Origin of the sequence: Rhizobium laguerreae, assembly GCF_019778565.1 — a bacterium.
Classification (GTDB): Bacteria; Pseudomonadota; Alphaproteobacteria; order Rhizobiales; family Rhizobiaceae; genus Rhizobium; species Rhizobium laguerreae.
This window is the reverse complement of the sequence record NZ_JAAXQT010000013.1, coordinates 133,317-151,992: the sequence shown is the minus strand read 5'-3', so window position 1 is coordinate 151,992 and position 18,676 is coordinate 133,317. Positions and strand designations below refer to the sequence as shown.

The window sequence follows — 18,676 nt, the reverse complement described above, 5'->3', positions numbered from 1 at the left end:
CTAAAGCGCGAAAAATGAGACGAGCGGGCGAACATGCGGTTAGAAAATTGCGTACTACCGGTATCACATCCAGTGAGCGGATTCCGCCCAAATCTGATGTAGAGCCATAAAGGAGGTATCGGCCTGGGGATATTTCCAACCAGAATAATGGGCTTTGATAACGCTCGACTTTGAAAGCTCCCAAAGCAGCCAGCGAGAAGGAACATGCATGAGAGTGACAATCAGCAGAACTGACGTCGGCTTATCGGCCTATATTCACAAGAAAGACCTCGAGGAACCGATCATCTCGGTTGAGCACAAAAGCCTATGGGGCGGCTTTATTCTGCTGAAAAACGGATGGCAGATTGCTCTTCCCGACCTGTCGCAGAACAGGCGCCTGCCCGTCACTGTCGATGCGAGGAGGCTATCCAGTTAGAGTGCGTGCGCCGGTCGATAGACGAAGTGCAAAGCGCAAGCAGTTCATACGCCCCATCGACAGCATCCATCCTTTGCCGGTCCGTTGAAGACGACGATTGGCAAAAGATTGCCCGTATATCAGGAGGAATCCGACATGACCCAACTCAACGAAACAACGCTTAAGGAGCTCGTGGACCGCATCTTTGGCGACCTTGGTGGTGCATTCAGCGTGCCGCTGGTGCGGATCGGCAATGACCTTGGCCTCTACAAGACGCTGAAGGCGATCGGACCCGCGACGGCCGAGGAGGTTGCCGTGGCCGCGGGATGCACGCCTCGCTATGTGCGCGAGTGGTTGGCAGCGCAGGCGGCTTCGGGCTATGTGCATTACGAGAATGGCCGGTTCTCGCTCACGCCCGAGCAGGCCTACGTGTTTGCTGAACCCGACAGCCCGGTCAACCTGATTGGCGCCTTCGATACGGCTGCCGCCATGGTCGGAAATCAGGCGAAGGTGCAGTCTGCCTTCAAGACAGGTGAAGGCGTTGCCTGGGGTGACCAGGCTGGCTGCATGTTCTGCGCTGTCGCGCGGCTGTTCCGCCCTGGTTACGTCAATGCGCTGGTCCAGGAGTGGCTGCCGGCGCTCGATGGCGTGAACGCCAAGTTGAAATCGGGTGCAACGGTCGCCGACGTCGGATGCGGGCACGGGGTATCAACGGTTCTGATGGCGCAGGCCTTTCCCAAATCCCAGTTCACGGGTTACGACTTTCATTTGGGCTCGATCGCGGCTGCGAAAGCGCACGCTGAAGCGCACGGTTTGACGAACGTGCAGTTTGAGGTGGGCCGCGCGCAGGACTTCGACGGTAGCGACTTCGATCTGATCACCTGCTTCGACTGCCTACACGACATGGGCGACCCGGAAGCCGCGGCGTCTCATATCAAAAAAGCGCTGAAGGAAGGCGGCACCTGGATGGTCGTCGAGCCTTTGGCGGGAGACACGCTTGAGGAGAATATCAACCCGGTCGGACGGCTCTACTACTCCGCCTCGACGATGATCTGCGTTCCCACCTCCCTGGCGCAGGAGACGGGATTAGCACTTGGCGCTCAGGCGGGAGAGAAGCGATTGACGGAGGTGATCCGGTCAGGCGGGTTCACACATGTCAGACGAGCAGCCCAGACGCCGCTGAACTTGGTGCTCGAAGCAACTTGGTGAGAAGGAGTGGTGCATCCGGGACATGCCAGATGGGGCAGGCTCTCGGCGCACACGTGACGTTGAAGGCGGCTAGCACTTGAATTTGGACCGTTTTGCGCTTGAGGGCAGATCCGGTCGCCGCTCTTCAACTCCCTGCTGCACGAGCGAGACAGCGGCGATACCCGCACTGACCGCACGCAATGTGTCGGCACCCTTGACGGCAGCCTTTCCTCACCGTCATCACAAGGCCAGTCGTTTACCAGGAGACGCGCCGTCGCCTGGCCTCCATACGACTTGCGAGATGCCGGGCCAAGCAAAGCAAACCGACCGTATTGATTCTGATGATGATGTGAAGCAGCATCCGTCACCGCATTAGTCGCCGCCGAAGCAATGCGGTCGACACGAGGAATGGTACGACTATGTAGATGCAGAGAACGCCGATATGCAGGGAGACATTGGCGATTGGTTGGCCCAGCATCGTCGGGCGGATAACATCTATCGAATGTGCCAAGGGCAAGAAGGCGGCTATCTGTTGGAATGCTACGGGCAACTGGTCTACGGGAAAGACTGCGCCTGACAAAAACAACATCGGTGTGATGACCAGCGTTTGATAAAATATGAAATAATCGTAGCTGGGCGCGAGGGCCGTGACGACCATTCCAAGGCTCGCAAAGGCTAAGCCCGTGATGGCGATGACCGGAAGAGCGTAGAGAAGAGCCAGCCAGTGAGTGTATCCCAACATGGCGGCGACGATACCAATACCGGTGCCTGCGAGCGACGCCTTGGTTGCCGCCCACGCCATTTCCCCAACGACGATATCCCCCAGCCTGAGCTGCGTGTATAACATTGCTTCCCAGGTGCGCTGGCCCTCCATTCGGCCAAAGGCCGCATAGATAGTCTCGAAGGTTGCAGCAGTCATCGCGCTTGTCGCGATCATTCCAGCCGCCAAAAAAGCAGTGTACGATACGCCGTCAACGCGCCCCACCATCACTCCCAATCCAGCGCCGAGCCCGAATAGATATATAATGGGATCGGCTAGATTTCCCAGAATGGATGCCAACGCCGCTTTTTTCCAAGCCAAATAGTTCCGGCGCCAAACTGCGAGCCAATTTAAACCGCCGGCGGATAATGCTGCTACGCTCATTCTACTTCTCCATCTCGCGTCCGGTTAACCGCAAGAAGACATCTTCTAGATTTGGTGGACGCTCCAGCAAGCGCAGGCCCGTATATCTACGCAGCTGCGCGCGCACCTGCTCTGGATCAGGCGTGTAGCAGAACAGGGTCTCTCCGCTGATCTCCAGTCGCCTAGCATTCGGCCTGATCAAGAGACTAAGCTCCTGCGGATCGCCGCCATAAATTTCGATCACAGGACAGCCAATCTGCTCCTCGATCAGGGCATGCGGTCGGCCCTCGGCGATCTTTCGCCCAGCTTCAAGCACGCACAGCCGGTCGCACAACCGCTCAGCCTCTTCCATGATATGGGTCGTCAGAAGAATTGTCTTGCCGCATGCCAACAGCGATCGAAGTCGTTCCCAGATCAAGTGGCGCGCGTGTGGGTCGAGGCCAGTGGTCGGCTCGTCCAAAATGAGTAGCTGCGGGTCATTAATGAGCGCACGCGCCAAAGTGAGGCGTCGCTTCATCCCTCCCGATAGGTCTGCCACACGCGTATTCGCCTTGCTTTCAAGTCGCGCAAATTCAAGCAGCGATGGGATCACCGTTTCGATTTCTCGGGTGCTCATGCGGAAGTAGCGGCCGTATACCAAAAGGTTCTCGCGGACCGTGAATTCCAGGTCGAGATTATCGAACTGAGACACGATCCCGATTTTCGCGCGCGCCAAGCGAACCTGGCCCGGCTCCTGCGCTCCGAGTACAGTGATCTTGCCTGCATTCGGCGACGTCATTCCTAGGATCATACGGGTGATCGTGCTTTTACCTGCGCCGTTCGGTCCTAAAAGACCAAAACATTCTCCTGCGGCGATAGTAAACGACAAGTCATTGACGACGATTTTACCACCATATGATTTCGAAACGCCGGCCAGGTCGATTGCGACTGGGGACAATGAGCCAGAAGGCGAATACATTGCCTTAAATTTCGATTGGTGCTGCCGCTCCGATAGGATGAGATGATCCTGGTGCGGATCAGCGATCGTCGTCTTCAAATTCGTTAATTGCCCGTTCATTTCTTGTCCCAGATTTTGAGCTGCAGTGACGCGTTCATCACTCGCCACTATAGGCAATTTCAGATGTCGCCCGCCCTGGCATTTTGGTAGCGCCCTGCTGCCCAACCGTGGGCGCAATCGCGACTGATCCGCGCGACAGCCAGTCGCTATTGGATAGGGTACAAAGGGCATAGGCCTTCAAGGGAATTAAGAGAAAGATGTTCACAAGCGTGTGGAGAGCAAAACCCAGAAACCTAAGTTCGCGGGCGCGATAGGCAGCCACGCTACACCGGACAAGAGTCATGGATCCAATGACCAGGATCGTCCACCAGGGTAGTGTGGCGGTCAGCGCAAACTGGCCAATTCCTGTCAATACCGACAGCGCAAGAAGTAGCAGGCCGACATTTTGCCCGATTGCGTCCAGCGTGAGATATCGATCGAGGCCAGGCAGTACGGGGAGCGCAAGCAAAGTATCCCGAAAGGTGCTGCGTGCCCAGCGTAGTTGCTGACGCAGATAAATACCTATTGTGTCAGGAACGACTGTCGCCGCGATGGCGCTCGGAACATACTCAGTTCGAAATCCTGCGCTCAGCATGAGAATTGTCAAATGGCGATCTTCACCGAAGTCACTCGGTTTGCCGCGATAAAGCTGCGTTTCGTACTGATCGAGCAGCGAAAGCATAGCAGACCGACGGTACATCGCACATGGGCCGCAGCAACACATAACTGCACCGAAGCGAGCTTGCGCCGCGCGCTCCTCGTTGCAGGCAAGCCAGTACTCCATGTCGATCAAACGAGTTAGCCAAGTGTCCTTCTGGTTACTGGCTTTCAATTGCCCCATCGCCGCACCGACCGCTGGATCGCGCATTTTAAGGGCAAGCTTTGAGACGACGTCGGGGGCGAGCGTGGTGTCTGAGTCCACGTTCAAGATGAGGTCCCCAGAGGACTGGGTTATAGCGGCGATTTGTGCTTTGCGCTTTCCAACATTTTTAGCGAGGATTGTGAAGCTGAATCTTTCATCGTCTGCATAGGCAGCGCGCTGAGCCACAACTGCGTCGCGATTCTTGGAACCGTCGTCGACTACATAGATACGCAATTTTCCGGCATAATCTTGTTCCGCAAGCGACGCGAGGCATTCCGAGAGAACGATTGGGTCTTCGTTGAAGGACGGCACAATGACATCAACGCTTGGCACAGCTGTGGTTTCGATATCTTTCGCAGGTGTTGTTGAGATGGTTGTCCGCCTGGCATGAAAAACCTGCGCGCTCTTATAAACAGTGGAGAGCATTGCATAAAGTGAGACGGCGGCGATGCTGGTTGTTGCGAGCAGGGTCATGGTTTCTCGTTTGTCCAGTGTTTCAGGGAAGTCTACCAATTTCGAATCCGCTGCTATGCAGTGCCGGAATAATTCGAGAGAGTGCTAAAAGCGTTTGGTCACGCAGTCCGGAAAGCGAGCATTGCTCAACCTCATCGGGAGGACACCCGTCGTGCAAAAGCACGATTGCCCCAGGCCGAGCAGCAGCAAGCACCTCATCAACGATCACGTCGACGCCCGGGCAAGACCAATCTCTAGGATCTGCCGACCAATGAACAGCTCCAAGTCCAGCCCTCATCGACGCTGAAAGCACCTCTTCAGTCCACGCCCCGTAAGGCGCTCGTAAGTGCCGGACGAGGGCTTGGGGACAGGCCGAGACAATAGCTCGATGCGCCTCGTCTATTTCACGTTTCACATCCTCGGGATCGCAGGTGGCGAGGTCGGGATGCGTCATGGTATGATTGGCGACATCATGACCTTCCGCCACAAGGCGCCGAATGAGTTCGGGGTGATCCTTCACGTATGAGCCGATAGCAAAAAATGTCGCCGGGACACGGTGCTCAGCTAGAACATCTAGGATTTGCGGCGTGCAGAATGGATTAGGACCGTCGTCGAACGTCAAGTAAACGCAGCGATCTTCCTGGCCGTTTGTGTGATTGACCGGTACTGCGCTCATATATGCAGGCCGCTTCATAGTTCCGACCCGTTTCGTTCAATCAACGAGCCCGCAGGCCACTCAGTCATCGGACGGTCGACGGGAACTACCAATACGAGGACATCTTCAGTGCGCGTGGCTGGCAGGTCGGAATGCGCGTCTGGAAGCGTGGAGCGCACACGCAGCCCGGTCATAATATTGGCGGTCCCGTCTCGGCAGTATCTTTCCATATGATTCCGCATGGCGTGGCGAACTGTTCCGAAAGCAAATGGAACACTCAACTGCCGCAGAACCGGAAACATGGCGCGGACCGAGTGAGCGATGCCTAATCCTTCTAGATCCGGTCGCACTCCGTACAGGCCTAGCTCAGCCACAAGCAAATCAGTCGTACCGACCTTTATGAAGCGGCGTAACAAGCCCATGTGGCTAGCGACGCCGTGCGAGTCATATGCGATTGCGCGGCGTTCGGGCCTCGCACCACCCCAGCTTCGGCCAGTCTCGAACGGCTTGGCATTGAACGCTCCCGTCGGCCCATAGGTCTTACAAAAAAAATCAGCGAGTTCCGCGTGGTCGGAAGCTTCCAGCTCATTTTCCCAGCATATTTTCCATCGCACTTCAGAAGACATGCAAAAGCTCCAAGTTGTTTCTTCGCCCAACCACGATCAGAGCTGCGCGATATTGTTGCGCATACTTGTTGGATTGCCGGTTAGGCAATCGAGCGGTTAAGAGATTTAAGAGTCTCAAACCGGGCCCCTGCCCGGCGCTTCGTTTTTTAGTTCCTGGCCCTGATATTGATCAAGTTCCGGGTTTTCTATAAGTGATCCGAAAGATTGGTAAAATTGATTGTTTGGATGGCAATCATCTATGGAATGGATATTCAACCCATGCGTTTTAAAGGCCTAGATCTAAACCTTCTTGTAGCACTCGACGCTCTAATGACCGAGCGCAAGCTCACAGCAGCGGCGCGCAGCATCAACCTCAGCCAACCCGCCATGAGCGCTGCCATCTCTAGGTTGCGCGACTATTTCCGCGACGACCTTTTTATCATGCAGAGACGGGAGCTAGTTCCGACCCCGCGTGCTGAGGCACTTGCCCCCGCTGTCCGTGAAGCCCTCTTGCATATTCAGCTCTCCGTTATCGCTTGGGATCCAATAAACCCAGCGGAGTCCGACCGCCGATTCAGGATTATCCTCTCAGACTTCATGGCACTGGTCTTCTTCGACAAGATAATACTGCGCTTAGCTCGGGAGGCGCCAGGGGTCAGCTTCGAGTTGTTGCCACTTGACGACGATCCGGAGGAGCTTCTCCGCCGTGGTGACGTCGATTTTCTGATCCTCCCGGATTTATTCATGTCCGGCGCCCATCCGAAGGCAAGGCTTTTCGAAGAGAGACTGGTGTGCGTCGGCTGCCCTACGAACGAGCAGTTACAAGGGCAGCTCTCCTTGGAGCAATATATGTCCATGGGACATGTTGCGGCTAAGTTCGGACGTGGTCTTAAGCCTTCCGTAGAGCAATGGTTATTGATGCAGCACGGCCTCAAGAGGCGTATTGAGCTCGTCGTCCCGGGGTTTAACTTGATCCCGCCATTGCTGTCTCGCACTAATCGGATAGCAACCATCCCCCTGCGGCTGGTCAAACATTACGAACGAACTATCCCACTAAGAATCATTGAGCATCCTTTGCCGCTTCTTTCGTTCACTGAGGCTGTCCAATGGCCGGCTCTTCACAACACTGATCCTGGAAACATCTGGATGCGCGAGATTATGATCCAAGAGGCTTCGCGCATGGAATCTGAGATGGAAAGTTGTACGTCGTAAGCGGCACCGCCGGCTCATTTCACAGCCCCAGTAATTAGATCCATACGCGTTGGCTGTGTTCCCAAAGGAGGCATTACGTTACAGGCGGCCCCCGCCGCCTCAGCTCAGCTAGCAATCGAAGCTATTCCGAGAGCGATCGTTTCTACCTGAGAAGGTACGATTCGTATGCTTTCCCTGGCCTCATGCAAAAGTGATTCAAAACTTATTCCTGTAACTTATGTTCGGCGCATCGCGGAAACCAGCATTCAGCTGCGGTGACTTCCCCGACCTTCCGCACATGCGCTTCTGCGCGAAAATGACCAACGCGCCGACCCGGGATAGTAGCCGAAGCTCTACTTTCGATTCCGCAATAAATCTTGTTCTTGAGGGTTTGAAACGGCGCCGGCGCGAGAAGTTGGCCGCGGCAATATGTCGAGCCACAATCCACAGCGTGGATGCTTTTGATCCACACAATCAATTTTACCAATGATCCCATATGATCCATAGCAGGGCAGCCGCGCGGTGAGATTCCGGTAAGTTTTATTGGTTTCTGTCGTCACTTCGCAGACGAGCCGGAACATCTTCCGATGTTAGCAGCAATTAGATCGAGCCTTCTCGCAAGGCCGTCGGCTCGTCGAAATTAGGCATGATGGAGAGGAATACAAATGGCTGATCAACTCACACTGGAAATTATCAGTGCGATCAATAAGCTCGTCAAAGCTGAAGACGGCGGGAGAACGATCGTAGCGCTCGGCGAAATAACGACTGACACTGAGCTGACTTCACTTGGCATCGATTCGCTGGGTTTGGCCGATGTCCTTTGGGATCTGGAGCAGCTCTACGGCATTAAGATCGAGATGAATACGGCCGATGCCTGGTCGAACCTCAACAATATCGGCGACGTGGTGGAAGCCGTCCGTGGCTTGCTCACCAAGGAGGTCTGAATGGACAGACGCGTCGTTATCACCGGATTGGGCGGACTGTGCGGACTGGGCACCGATGCTTCCTCTATCTGGACGGAGATGCGCGAAGGCCGCTCCGCCATCGGCCCGATCTCAAACTCAGAGATTCATGAGCTGAAGGGGATGATCGGGACCGAGATCAAGGTGCTGCCTCAACACGACATTGATCGCAAACAGATCATCTCCATGGACCGCTTCAGCCTGCTAGCCGTGCTTGCAGCTAAACAAGCCATGCTACAGGCCGGCCTTTCGTGCAATGAAGGAAATGCCCACCGTTTCGGCGCGACAGTGGGCGTTGGCTTTGGCGGCTGGGACGCTACCGAGAAGGCCTACCGCACCCTCCTATTGGGCGGCGCGACTCGCACTGAGCTATTCACTGGGGTAAAGGCAATGCCTAGCGCGGCTGCCTGTCAGGTAAGCATGAACCTCGGGCTGCGGGGGCCAGTCTTCGGTGCCACCTCTGCCTGCGCCTCGGCCAACCATGCGATCGCTTCAGCGGTAGATCAGATCAAGCTCGGTAGGGCGGACGTTATGCTAGCTGGAGGAAGCGACGCGCCACTCGTGTGGATCGTGCTTAAGGCATGGGAAGCAATGCGCGTACTCGCTCCAGATACTTGCCGGCCATTCTCGGGCGACAGGAAAGGACTAGTTTTGGGCGAAGGTGCGGGCATGGCCGTGCTGGAAAGCTATGAGCATGCCGCCGCCCGCGGTGCAACGATGCTTGCCGAGGTCGCCGGCATCGGCCTTTCCGCCGATGCCTACCACATAGCTGCACCAGCTGTGCATGGGCCGGAGGCGGCGATGCGCGCCTGCCTTGTTGATGCGGGTTTAAATGCCGAGGATGTAGACTACCTCAACGCCCATGGCACCGGCACCAAGGCCAACGATCAGATCGAAACGACGGCGATTAAGCGCGTCTTTGGTGACCATGCTCGATCGATGTCCATCTCTTCCACCAAATCCACTCACGCGCACTGCCTCGGGGCAGCAAGTGCGCTCGAAATGATAGCCTGCGTGATGGCGATCCAAGAAGGTGTCGTGCCGCCCACGGCGAACTATCGCGAACCAGACCCCGATTGTGATCTGGACATCACGCCAAATGTGCCCCGGGAGCGCAGGGTGGGCGTGGCCATGAGCAACGCCTTCGCCATGGGCGGCATGAATGCTGTCCTTGCGTTCAAGCAGGTGCAATGAAGTGAAGATCGTCACGACTAACCCTTGTAAGGCCAGCGGCACATGCTTGAAGCAGGCACCGCAATCCTGTCAAATAGTCTCGCTCTAATTCCTCGGATACTCTCGCATCTGAAATTTTCCTCCGCGCAAACCATGCTACTCCGCCGTCTCGGGGCAAAGGCTGTGGGATGAGAGGGATGCAGCCCGTCGCCCGCTCTTTCCGGCATCAGCGAGCGAAGTGGGCTCGGCACCGCTGCTTGTTGGCATTGATGAACCTTCGGTGACTTTGCGGCCTTCGTGGTCATCGGAGAAAGCGATCACCACGCTGATATCAATTCGAGCGCCGTGGCTTTGGCGACAGCTTCACTGGTCGTGGCGACGGTCAGCTTTCGGCGTGCCGACGCAAGATAGAGCTGCACCGCACTTACCGAAATGGACAAGCGGGCGCAGATCTGCTTTGCCATTAGGCCGCTGGCCGTCATATCGAGACATTGCAGTTCGCGGCGCGACAATTGCGGAAAATCCGCAGTTTTTCTCAGGCCCGACAGAACCATGGCCCTGTCGTGGAGATGGTGGGCGAGAAACTGGAGGTCGCGCATGCTGTCCATGCGGAACCGACGCCAGTAGGAGGCGGGCTGATTGGAGGTGATCGTAAACAGCGATCGCTCCCCGTGAGGCCCACGCACCGGCAGTGTCACGCCTTGCTGCCCGATACCGAAGGCCATCGCCTCCTTAAAGAAGCCGTGAGCCCGCCCTGAATCCCATTTTGACGCGGACCATTCCACGGGCAGAAAGCCGCGCTGTCCGAGCCGCACGACGGGATCGATGCTGAAGTAATCCCGGGCAAGATATTGCTTCACCCACTCGGGCGGGTAGGTCAGCATCAGCAATGGATTGTTGGCCGCTGCGCCCGAGGAGCGGGTCACATGCAGAACCATGTGCGATATCGCATAGATGTGGCGGACTTCGTCCAGCGTCGTTTCCAGATCTTCCAACGTCGGCGATGCGGAGATCCGGTCCAAACTGTAGAAAAAACGAGAACTGCGCAGCATGAGATGGACTCGCGGTTGTGTGTTTTCCTGACTGGGGTAATCGTAACATTTCGCGGTTAGCGAGAAAAGAACATTTTATAGCAACCACAGCGCGATGTGAAGAACAGGTTAAGGAACTGACGAAACTGTGGGCGGCGGGACGGCGACTGACCTTACCGCATGCCACCATCGACAAGGGCCCTGCCAGGACAGGAAGAGGTTTGATTGAGAAGTCGGGCTAGGTTGGTGCGAAGTGTCCGACAGTTATCTGCAGTCACGTCCCACAGGCCGACATACAATTTGCCGATCTCGGGCAGTGATCGGGCAAGCGGCGTCGGCCTCCAGCCGAGCCTGCGATACACCCCGACCATCGCCCCATCATAGACGCCGACGATGTTTTCGATACCGGCGCCGAGGGCAAGATCGCAAAGCCCTGAGAGCAGTTCGGTGGCGACTGCGCGCGATTGCGCGATGTGTCCGGCAGATGGGTGAACGCAAAAGCGAGTACATTCCCAGGTCGTCGGGCTGTCGACGTCGATAGGCTGATCGAAGAAATGCCGAAACTCGCTTTTGAGCATCGTCGCGCCAGTGGTCGGCAGCAGGCGTAGCGAACCTGTCAGTGTGCCCGAAGGTCGTTGAGTGACGAGATATACGGGATCTTCGACCTCATCATATCGGTCCCTCTCCCATTGATCCCGGACATCGACCTGCCATCCCAGCCGATCGCGAAAAACGACGGCGCGAGCCCGAAACATTGCATCGAATGCACGTCGATCGGTCTCGAGCATGTCTTTGGTGAGTATCCGCAACATATCCGTTCCTCCTGATCGTCGATGTTTCACAACAGGGGGCCGACCTCGAGCAATCTGGATATTTCACCAGATTGACCCGCGCTTCGACTTACCTTTCATTTTCACAGGCATTTCCGAAGCTTGATCGATCTCAAGCTCGCTGTGGCTGCCACTTCAACGCAACCAAGGAAGAATCGTTCGTGACCTACGATCCAGCCCGCGGCAAACGCATTCGAGAAGCGATATCTCGGGGCAAGTTCCAGAAAGTACACGCTCTTGCAGCCGAACTGAATGTATCAGTCGCGGCCGTCTCGCGCTGGCAAAATGGCGGCCATACGTCCCTGGAAAGCGCCTGCGCTCTCGCGCGCCTGCTGGATGTTTCCCTCGATTGGCTGCTCTTGGGGCGAGGGACCATGGACGGGCATAGGAACAGCGCGATCTCCGCCACGGAATTGCTGTGGGTAATGGCGCTACGCGGCCGATCTGCGGCGGCTCAGTCCAATCTTATTGGGCTGCTCGAATCCATCCCTCCGGAACACGCCTTACGCTAAGCACAATTCTGAACGGTTTTTTAACTTGCGCTCAACAGCTTTAGGTTGCTTAAATGAGCAGCATCAACGATCTTTCTAATTAGGGTTTCATTGACGGGACCGGCAGGAAGGCTAGCCCACCCTGCCCTCGCCGACGCGAAGACCCTTGTTTTCACTATCAACGCAGAAGGGTTGCCGACATGTCTACAATGTTGACCATCAACGTGAAAAACTACGAATCCCAGACGCAAAACTTCTACTTCTTCCAGCAACCGGCAATTTATACCGGCGGCGGGCAAGTCTATTCGAACAGCCTTTTCTCGCAGTCGCTCGGCAACTACGACAACACCGGCGCGATCCTGACCTTCCAGGTCAACCTGCAATATTATGCCGGCATCCAGCAGGCGAATACACCGCCGCAAATCGGCGCCTCTTCCGGCTACTCGTCAGCCAGCCGCGCCATTGATCTTGCTCCGAGTTCGGGTGGCAGCGGTAAACCGAACGACTGGACGACTGCGACAGTCAATCCGCTCGGACTATCCTCGCCAATCTACGGGGAAGGTGTACAGCCTGGCGCATTCCGCATCACCACGCCGGTCTTCAACTCGCCGCCCTACTTCAATGTCGGCTCAGCGGTTGCCGTCAATGGCGGCATCGTGCTCTCCAACTTCGTGCAGGCAAACCCGGCCAGCAATACCGATTGCCAGCCGATCCTGAAATATTATGTCCAGACCGGCGCCTACACGCCAGGTGTCGTGATGAACTTCACGCAGTCGAGCGTGAACGCGGCGCTTTCCGACTTCACCGGCGGCTATTCCGTCTGCAACGTCAGCCTGAAATCTGACGGCACCTGGACCACGCAGCTCCAGTAAACTTGGCAGCCATGCAGGTGAAAAACCGTCCCGTCTTCACCTGCATGCGCAGCATTCGCGCGTTGCCGCCGCCCGCCGGGCGACGGACAGGCTTGATCTCAGAGGGGATTGTCACACGCCATGACCAGTTCGTCCTACCAGATCATCGTTCGGAACTTCTCGCAGACGACGCAATATTTCTATGTTTTCCAGAAGCAGGCGGCATTTCCTTTGTTGCCGAGCCATGGTCCCATCCTCAGCGGCAGTCTCGGCTGCCAAAGCATCGGCAATTACGCAAGTTCGGGAGCGCAGATCAATTTCGGTTTGGACAGTCAGGTCTATGCAGGTGCCCTCAGCACCAAACAGGCGGCGTCCCCCTCGCAGCTTATCGCGCTTCTCTCGCTCAATGCCGCCACGCTATCCGTGGTCGGCAGCAGCTCGGCGTTCCGACCGGTTACGCTCACCACGGTCGACGGTTCGCCGGACAATTGCACGACCTTGACGCTCGATCCGCTTGGACTTTCCGCGCCCGCCAATCAAGCCGGAGTTGCGATCGGAGGATTTGGCATGAACGTGCCTTCCTACACGCCGTTGCCTCGTCCCGAGCTCTATTGTGGCGTCGTCGCACTGAACGACAATCAAGCTATCATACTCTCGAGCTTCGTCGCTCCTTTGCCCAACGCCGTCATGAACTGCATACCGAAACAGATCTTTTTCGTGAAGATGGGCTACCAGCCGGTCGGAAGCACCGTGACTTATGACGAGAGCAACTCGGCATGCTGCGATTTCACCATCGGCTACGCGATCTACACCGTGACTTACAAAGCTGACGGAACCTTTTCGGCGACAGGAGGACCGTAGACCCAGAGATCCGGATCATCACTGACGCTTGAACAAGCCAACCCTTGAACCGAAAGGAATATAGCAATGTTACGTATCACGTCGAAATTCGCTGGCCAAACAGCACGTCGCGATAAAATCGCTGCCGGGCTTGCCATTTCCATCGTCTCTATCCTCGCAACAGCGCTGCCTGCCGCCGCGCAACTCGTTTTTTCGTCCGATTGTCGGAACTACCAGCCCATTGCGGTCGCCCCGCCGAACGACGCGATCCTCTTCACCAAGCAGCCGGTGCCCCATCCGAACGGAACGGCCTCCGTCTTTGCGATCGTCGGAGCCGACACCTATGTCATTCCGGCTGGGGCCAACTCCTGCATCGTCGCCGCTCCCCCCGCCGATGACAATTACTGCTTCATTGCCCGTAACGACAACACGATCGACGGCGTCGGTTTTGCCGCCATTCGAAATCCGGGGGGCCTGACCGCCTGCCAGTAAGGGGTGAATTTCCTACATCCAGCAGTTCTCGTCCGGTCTTGCGCGAAGGTGAGGCGGAAAGTGGAATATCCACTTCCGCCCGCTGTCGCGCGCTTGTCACCCTGGCGACCCAATTCTGCACGCTAAGAAGCAATCGGTGGGTGAAAGAAACTACAGCTAATGAGCAGTTCATAGGCACTGGCGAGCGGTAATCTTTCCGGCTCCAGGGATTCTATTGACGGCGGCCGCGATAGCGGCCTCCGTCGGTGAACCAGCCCTTCGTCATGCCGCGCCCCGCCAAGACGCTGACGATTTGCATTCCGCCGGCATCGAGCAAGGCGGACGGCTCATAGAGACTGGAATAGAATAAACCTTCGGGAAGCTGGGCAGTAACTTGAGTAAAAGTCTTTTTATGACGGTCTCTTAGTCAGCCTTGGTCTGCCTATGCGCTTGCCGCTGTGTTCGGAATCTGCCAAGCTAAATAGACACATCTTATTGTGCCCTCCCCCAGCCGGTGAATGCGAAGGTCGCTTCCGGTCTGCCTATCTGCAGGATTTGCCGCGCTTGAGCAGATGACTTTCGAACCAGCCGCGAAAAGGCGAAAGATTGCTGTTAACTCCTCTGTGCGCTCTGCCGGCAACCAGGTGAATCCGAGCGCAATGACCGACCACTCCTCGAACAAGATCTGAGAAGAGACGATGACACGCAGCCAAAAAGAAAAGATGCTCGCAGGCGAGATGTATAACGCAGCGGATCCTGAGATCCAAGCCGAGTTGCTCCTCACCGGGGCTTGGCTGAAACGGTACAATGACACGCTGGGCGACCCCGCCGAGCGGTGGCATGCGCTTCTGTTAGAACGATTGGGGGCTGTCGGGCTTGGAGCTGCTATTCGTCCTCCGTTCCACTGCGATTACGGGTTCAACATCCGGATCGGAGCGTGGGTCTACATCAATTTCAACTGCGTCATCCTTGACGTGGCAGCAGTGACTATCGGCGACGGAACCGCAATAGGGCCTGCTGTGCAGATTTATACTGCGGACCATCCACATGATCCAGAGCAGCGCGAGGCTGGGTTGCAGTTGGGACGACCGGTCAGCATTGGCAGGCACGTCTGGATTGGAGGTGGAGCAATCATTCTCCCGGGCGTGACGATCGGCGATCATGCTGTCATTGGCGCTGGTAGCGTGGTCACTCGAGATGTTCCTGCTGGAAGCACGGCGATGGGAAATCCAGCTCGGATCAGGGTTGGTGGACGCTTGCCGCAATCATAAAAGTAGGCGTCGGGCGAAAATCCGGTGGTTAGGGGTAGTCTCGTTGCTTGTGCGAACGACGATTCTGGGTCGCCATGGCCCGTGCGACCGTCGGCACTCTGACGCAGTTCTCTTTGCAAATGCGGTCGGGCAGTCGTGCTAAGTGATTACTGATCGCGTTTGCTACGACCGGCTGCACATTGCACCGGACCGCCGGATTCCAGTGTCAGGATCCGGCTGTCCTGTCGAAAACTTAAGGCACCATCTACTGCCGACACACGCGGCCATGTGACCTTTCCTCCGAGACCGTTTGAAGATAGCCTGCGTTCGTCCCATGCCAAAGCCTCCTTCCCATCGGCGCCCGAAACCAACCTGTCGAATCTAGATCGACTGATGTTTTCCAGGAGATGCTGGTTCTGCTTCCGATTTATGAGTTGCGAACTGGTCGCATGCGAAGGGGTCAATTACATTTAGGCTCAACTCGCAGATACAGACCGCTTCACCTGCATGAGCACGAATTGTTTTCGTGCGCTCGATGAATGACAATTGCTCGCTCTGAATAGAAATCCACGCGCGGTATGTCGTCGGTAAATATCTTGCTGTCGCCAGGAACATCTTCAGAAGTAGGCACCGATCACCCGGCGCAGCCTATCGGTCCCACTCTGCAGAAAGCGCCTTTCGCCACGTACAGCGTTGATTGACCAGCTACCTAAGTACACTGCATCCATAACGTGGATGATAGCTATCCCAACAATCAATTTTACTAATCTGTTTGGATTTATTAGCACGCGCTGGAGGACACGCGCCGAGCGGCGTCCGCCTCCTGATTACCTGTCGGGGGCTCTTGACATGGGTGACGAGCATGTGTGGAATTGTTGGCATAGTGGGACATAAGCCCGTGTCGGAGCGACTGATCGAAGCCTTGGAGCGGCTGGAATATCGCGGCTATGATTCATCCGGCGTTGCTACGATCTTCGAAGGAGAATTGCACCGACGCCGTGCGGAAGGCAAGCTCGGGAACCTTAAAACGAGATTGAAGGAAGCGCCCCTGAGCGGCACCGTCGGCATTGCCCACACACGATGGGCGACCCATGGCGCACCGACAGAATCCAACGCTCACCCGCACTTTACCGATGGTGTAGCCGTTGTTCATAACGGCATCATCGAAAATTTCTCCGAGCTAAAGGACGGATTGGCGGAGGTTGGGGCCAAGTTCCAGACCGACACGGATACCGAGGTGATTGCGCATCTCCTGACAAAATTCCGTCGGGATGGCATGGGATGCATTGAGGCCACGCATGCCATGCTGAAGTGCGTCAAGGGCGCCTTCGCTCTTGCCATCCTCTTTGAAGATGATCCCGCGACAATTATGGTGGCGCGCAATGGACCACCATTAGTGATAGGCCATGGCGATGGTGAGATGTTTCTGGGCTCCGACGCGATCGCTCTTGCTCCGTTCACCAATAACATCACATATCTGAACGACGGCGATTGGGCTGTTGTAAGCAAAACGAGTGTCCAAGTTTTCGATATGGAAGGCAAGGTCGTTACGCGCCCACGGCACATATCGCTTGCTAACGCCGACCTGGTCGGCAAGGGCAATCATCGGCATTTTATGGAAAAGGAAATCTACGAGCAACCCGAGGTCATCGCCGGTGCTCTTGGGCACTACATCAATGTCAACGATAGTCATGTCACAACGACCTCAACCGACATCGACTTCGCCCAGGTTGAGAGCCTCGCGATCTCCGCCTGCGGCACGGCATATCTTGCGGGACTGATTGGCAAATATTGGTTCGAGCGCTACGCACGCTTAATGGTTGAAATTGATGTCGCCTCGGAATTCCGTTATCGAGAGATCCCGCTGTCGGCGCGGTCGGCAGCGCTCTTCATCTCTCAATCTGGTGAGACGGCTGACACGCTTGCATCGCTGCGCTATTGCAAAGCACAAGGTCTGAGAATAGGCGCTGTCGTCAATACCCGAGAATCAACTATCGCCCGCGAGGCAGATGCCATCTTTCCGATCCTCGCCGGGCCAGAGATCGGCGTTGCTTCTACCAAGGCATTCACTTGCCAGCTAGCTGTTCTCGCTGCGCTAGCCATCGGCGCAGGCAAGGCGCGAGGCACGATCGCAGACGACGAGGAACAATTGCTCGTCCAAAGTTTGGCGACGTTGCCGAGCGTTATGCGACAGGTGCTGAACGACATCACGCCGAAGATCGAGCTCTTGTCCCGGGGATTGTCGAATTACCGCGACGTGCTCTATCTCGGCCGCGGCACAAGTTTCCCATTGGCCATGGAAGGTGCGCTGAAGCTCAAGGAGGTTTCCTATATCCATGCTGAAGGTTATGCGGCAGGAGAGTTAAAACACGGTCCGATCGCCTTGATCGATGAAAATATGCCAGTCATCGTCATCGCGCCACATGATCGGTTCTTCGATAAAACTGTCTCCAATATGCAGGAAGTGGCCGCCCGCGGCGGCCGCATCATTCTGATCACCGACGAGACGGGAGCTTCGATGTCAAAGCTTCCCACCATGCACACTATCGTATTACCCGATGTTGCGGAGATTATCGCGCCCATGATCTTTTCTCTGCCGCTGCAGCTTCTTGCGTATCATACCGCGGTCGTTATGGGGGCAGATGTGGACCAGCCGCGGAATCTAGCTAAATCGGTCACAGTCGAATGATTGTGACGATTGGTTAGATCGCAAATCGCCTCCGGGAAAATCCAGGACTTGATCAGACATCAAAAAAGTGAGGTCGTATGCACGAACTTTCGCTCGCCGACGTGCCGTCGCGAATTGGCCAGGAGCTCGGTAAATCCGAATGGATAACCGTTGATCAAACTACAATCGATCTCTTTGCCGATGCGACACACGATCATCAATTCATCCACGTGCACCCGGAACGCGCGGCAGTCGAAAGCCCGTTTGGTGGCACTATCGCTCACGGCTTCCTGACACTCTCGCTTCTGTCGGCGATGAACTTCAGCGGCATGCCAAAGATCCGCGAGCAGACCATGGGCCTTAACTACGGCTTAGACCGGGTGCGTTTCATGTCACCAGTTAAGACCGGCAGCCGTGTGCGCGGTCGCTTCGTTCTCTCTGAATGTCAATTTCGCGGCGCAAGCATGCTGGTGACTACCTACGAGGTTACGGTGGAGATCGAGAACGAGAACCGACCGGCACTCACTGCTAATTGGATCACTATCATTCAGTTTGATCCGAACGACAGACCTAAAGGGATTTGACGCCAGCTCGCGCCAGCG

General features: G+C 56.2%; 19 protein-coding genes. 12 read left to right on the top strand and 7 right to left on the bottom strand.

Annotated elements, in window-relative coordinates; all coding sequences use genetic code 11:
* The first annotated feature begins 208 nt into the window (after window positions 1-208).
* Both nifT and HFO71_RS31760 read left to right on the top strand, forming a co-directional pair.
* A complete protein-coding gene (gene nifT, locus HFO71_RS31765; RefSeq protein ID WP_127431409.1) occupies window positions 209-415 on the top strand; it encodes a putative nitrogen fixation protein NifT in 207 nt (68 codons plus the stop codon).
* Window positions 416-550: 135 nt separating this feature from the next.
* Entirely contained in the window at window positions 551-1,603 is a 1,053-nt protein-coding gene (locus HFO71_RS31760) for a class I SAM-dependent methyltransferase (protein WP_168257386.1), read from the top strand.
* A 343-nt stretch (window positions 1,604-1,946) separates the two neighbouring features.
* Here HFO71_RS31760 and HFO71_RS31755 read toward each other — a convergent pair whose 3' ends face one another.
* Genes HFO71_RS31755 through HFO71_RS31735 form a run of 5 tightly spaced genes read right to left on the bottom strand, consistent with a single transcriptional unit; the run spans window position 1,947 to window position 6,337 of the window.
* Window positions 1,947-2,726 carry an ABC transporter permease gene (locus HFO71_RS31755; protein WP_127431411.1) on the bottom strand — a complete coding sequence of 260 codons (780 nt, stop codon included), beginning with the start codon at window positions 2,724-2,726 and terminating at the stop codon, window positions 1,947-1,949.
* 1 nt (window position 2,727) lies between these two features.
* Entirely contained in the window at window positions 2,728-3,762 is a 1,035-nt protein-coding gene (gene nodI / locus HFO71_RS31750; protein WP_168257416.1) for a nodulation factor ABC transporter ATP-binding protein NodI, read from the bottom strand.
* A gap of 37 nt (window positions 3,763-3,799) precedes the next feature.
* Complete coding sequence (gene nodC / locus HFO71_RS31745) at window positions 3,800-5,077, bottom strand: chitooligosaccharide synthase NodC (protein ID WP_168257415.1); 1,278 nt, start codon at window positions 5,075-5,077, stop codon at window positions 3,800-3,802.
* Between the two features lie 22 nt (window positions 5,078-5,099).
* Window positions 5,100-5,750 carry a chitooligosaccharide deacetylase NodB gene (gene nodB, locus HFO71_RS31740; RefSeq protein WP_168257385.1) on the bottom strand — a complete coding sequence of 217 codons (651 nt, stop codon included), beginning with the start codon at window positions 5,748-5,750 and terminating at the stop codon, window positions 5,100-5,102.
* Window positions 5,747-6,337: a NodA family N-acyltransferase gene (locus tag HFO71_RS31735; protein WP_127431414.1), complete on the bottom strand. Its 591-nt coding sequence runs from the start codon at window positions 6,335-6,337 to the stop codon at window positions 5,747-5,749. Before HFO71_RS31735 ends, nodB begins: the two co-directional genes overlap by 4 nt.
* 258 nt (window positions 6,338-6,595) lie before the next feature.
* Between HFO71_RS31735 and HFO71_RS31730 the strand changes: the two genes are divergently transcribed.
* The 3 genes from HFO71_RS31730 (at window position 6,596) to HFO71_RS31720 (ending at window position 9,663) form a co-directional block, all read left to right on the top strand.
* The gene (locus tag HFO71_RS31730) at window positions 6,596-7,528 is read left to right on the top strand and encodes a LysR family transcriptional regulator (RefSeq protein WP_131702676.1); all 933 of its coding nucleotides are present in this window, start codon (window positions 6,596-6,598) and stop codon (window positions 7,526-7,528) included.
* A 644-nt stretch (window positions 7,529-8,172) separates the two neighbouring features.
* Window positions 8,173-8,451 carry an acyl carrier protein gene (locus HFO71_RS31725; protein ID WP_127431415.1) on the top strand — a complete coding sequence of 93 codons (279 nt, stop codon included), beginning with the start codon at window positions 8,173-8,175 and terminating at the stop codon, window positions 8,449-8,451.
* The gene (locus HFO71_RS31720; protein WP_221978081.1) at window positions 8,452-9,663 is read left to right on the top strand and encodes a beta-ketoacyl-[acyl-carrier-protein] synthase family protein; all 1,212 of its coding nucleotides are present in this window, start codon (window positions 8,452-8,454) and stop codon (window positions 9,661-9,663) included.
* A gap of 296 nt (window positions 9,664-9,959) precedes the next feature.
* On the opposite strand, the gene HFO71_RS31715 is transcribed toward HFO71_RS31720, so the two are convergent.
* Both HFO71_RS31715 and HFO71_RS31710 read right to left on the bottom strand, forming a co-directional pair.
* The gene (locus HFO71_RS31715; RefSeq protein WP_168257383.1) at window positions 9,960-10,694 is read right to left on the bottom strand and encodes a helix-turn-helix transcriptional regulator; all 735 of its coding nucleotides are present in this window, start codon (window positions 10,692-10,694) and stop codon (window positions 9,960-9,962) included.
* Between the two features lie 152 nt (window positions 10,695-10,846).
* Entirely contained in the window at window positions 10,847-11,485 is a 639-nt protein-coding gene (locus HFO71_RS31710; RefSeq protein WP_131702632.1) for an acyl-homoserine-lactone synthase, read from the bottom strand.
* 179 nt (window positions 11,486-11,664) lie between these two features.
* Between HFO71_RS31710 and HFO71_RS31705 the strand changes: the two genes are divergently transcribed.
* The 7 genes from HFO71_RS31705 to HFO71_RS31675 all read left to right on the top strand — a co-directional run bounded on the left by HFO71_RS31705 (window position 11,665) and on the right by HFO71_RS31675 (window position 18,658).
* Window positions 11,665-12,015, top strand: coding sequence for a helix-turn-helix transcriptional regulator (locus HFO71_RS31705; protein WP_168257414.1), 351 nt, complete (start codon window positions 11,665-11,667; stop codon window positions 12,013-12,015).
* Between the two features lie 179 nt (window positions 12,016-12,194).
* A complete protein-coding gene (locus HFO71_RS31700; RefSeq protein WP_064649264.1) occupies window positions 12,195-12,866 on the top strand; it encodes a hypothetical protein in 672 nt (223 codons plus the stop codon).
* A 120-nt stretch (window positions 12,867-12,986) separates the two neighbouring features.
* The gene (locus HFO71_RS31695; RefSeq protein WP_168257382.1) at window positions 12,987-13,706 is read left to right on the top strand and encodes a hypothetical protein; all 720 of its coding nucleotides are present in this window, start codon (window positions 12,987-12,989) and stop codon (window positions 13,704-13,706) included.
* A 66-nt stretch (window positions 13,707-13,772) separates the two neighbouring features.
* Entirely contained in the window at window positions 13,773-14,177 is a 405-nt protein-coding gene (locus tag HFO71_RS31690) for a hypothetical protein (RefSeq protein ID WP_131702634.1), read from the top strand.
* Window positions 14,178-14,854: 677 nt separating this feature from the next.
* Window positions 14,855-15,427 carry a nodulation O-acetyltransferase NodL gene (gene nodL, locus HFO71_RS31685; protein WP_168337856.1) on the top strand — a complete coding sequence of 191 codons (573 nt, stop codon included), beginning with the start codon at window positions 14,855-14,857 and terminating at the stop codon, window positions 15,425-15,427.
* Between the two features lie 841 nt (window positions 15,428-16,268).
* Window positions 16,269-18,095 (top strand): glutamine--fructose-6-phosphate transaminase (isomerizing), encoded by a 1,827-nt coding sequence (gene glmS, locus HFO71_RS31680; protein ID WP_221978080.1) that lies wholly within the window; start codon window positions 16,269-16,271, stop codon window positions 18,093-18,095.
* Window positions 18,096-18,172: 77 nt separating this feature from the next.
* On the top strand, window positions 18,173-18,658 hold the full coding sequence (locus tag HFO71_RS31675; protein ID WP_011654219.1) for a MaoC family dehydratase: 486 nt from the start codon (window positions 18,173-18,175) through the stop codon (window positions 18,656-18,658).
* Window positions 18,659-18,676 lie beyond the last annotated feature (18 nt).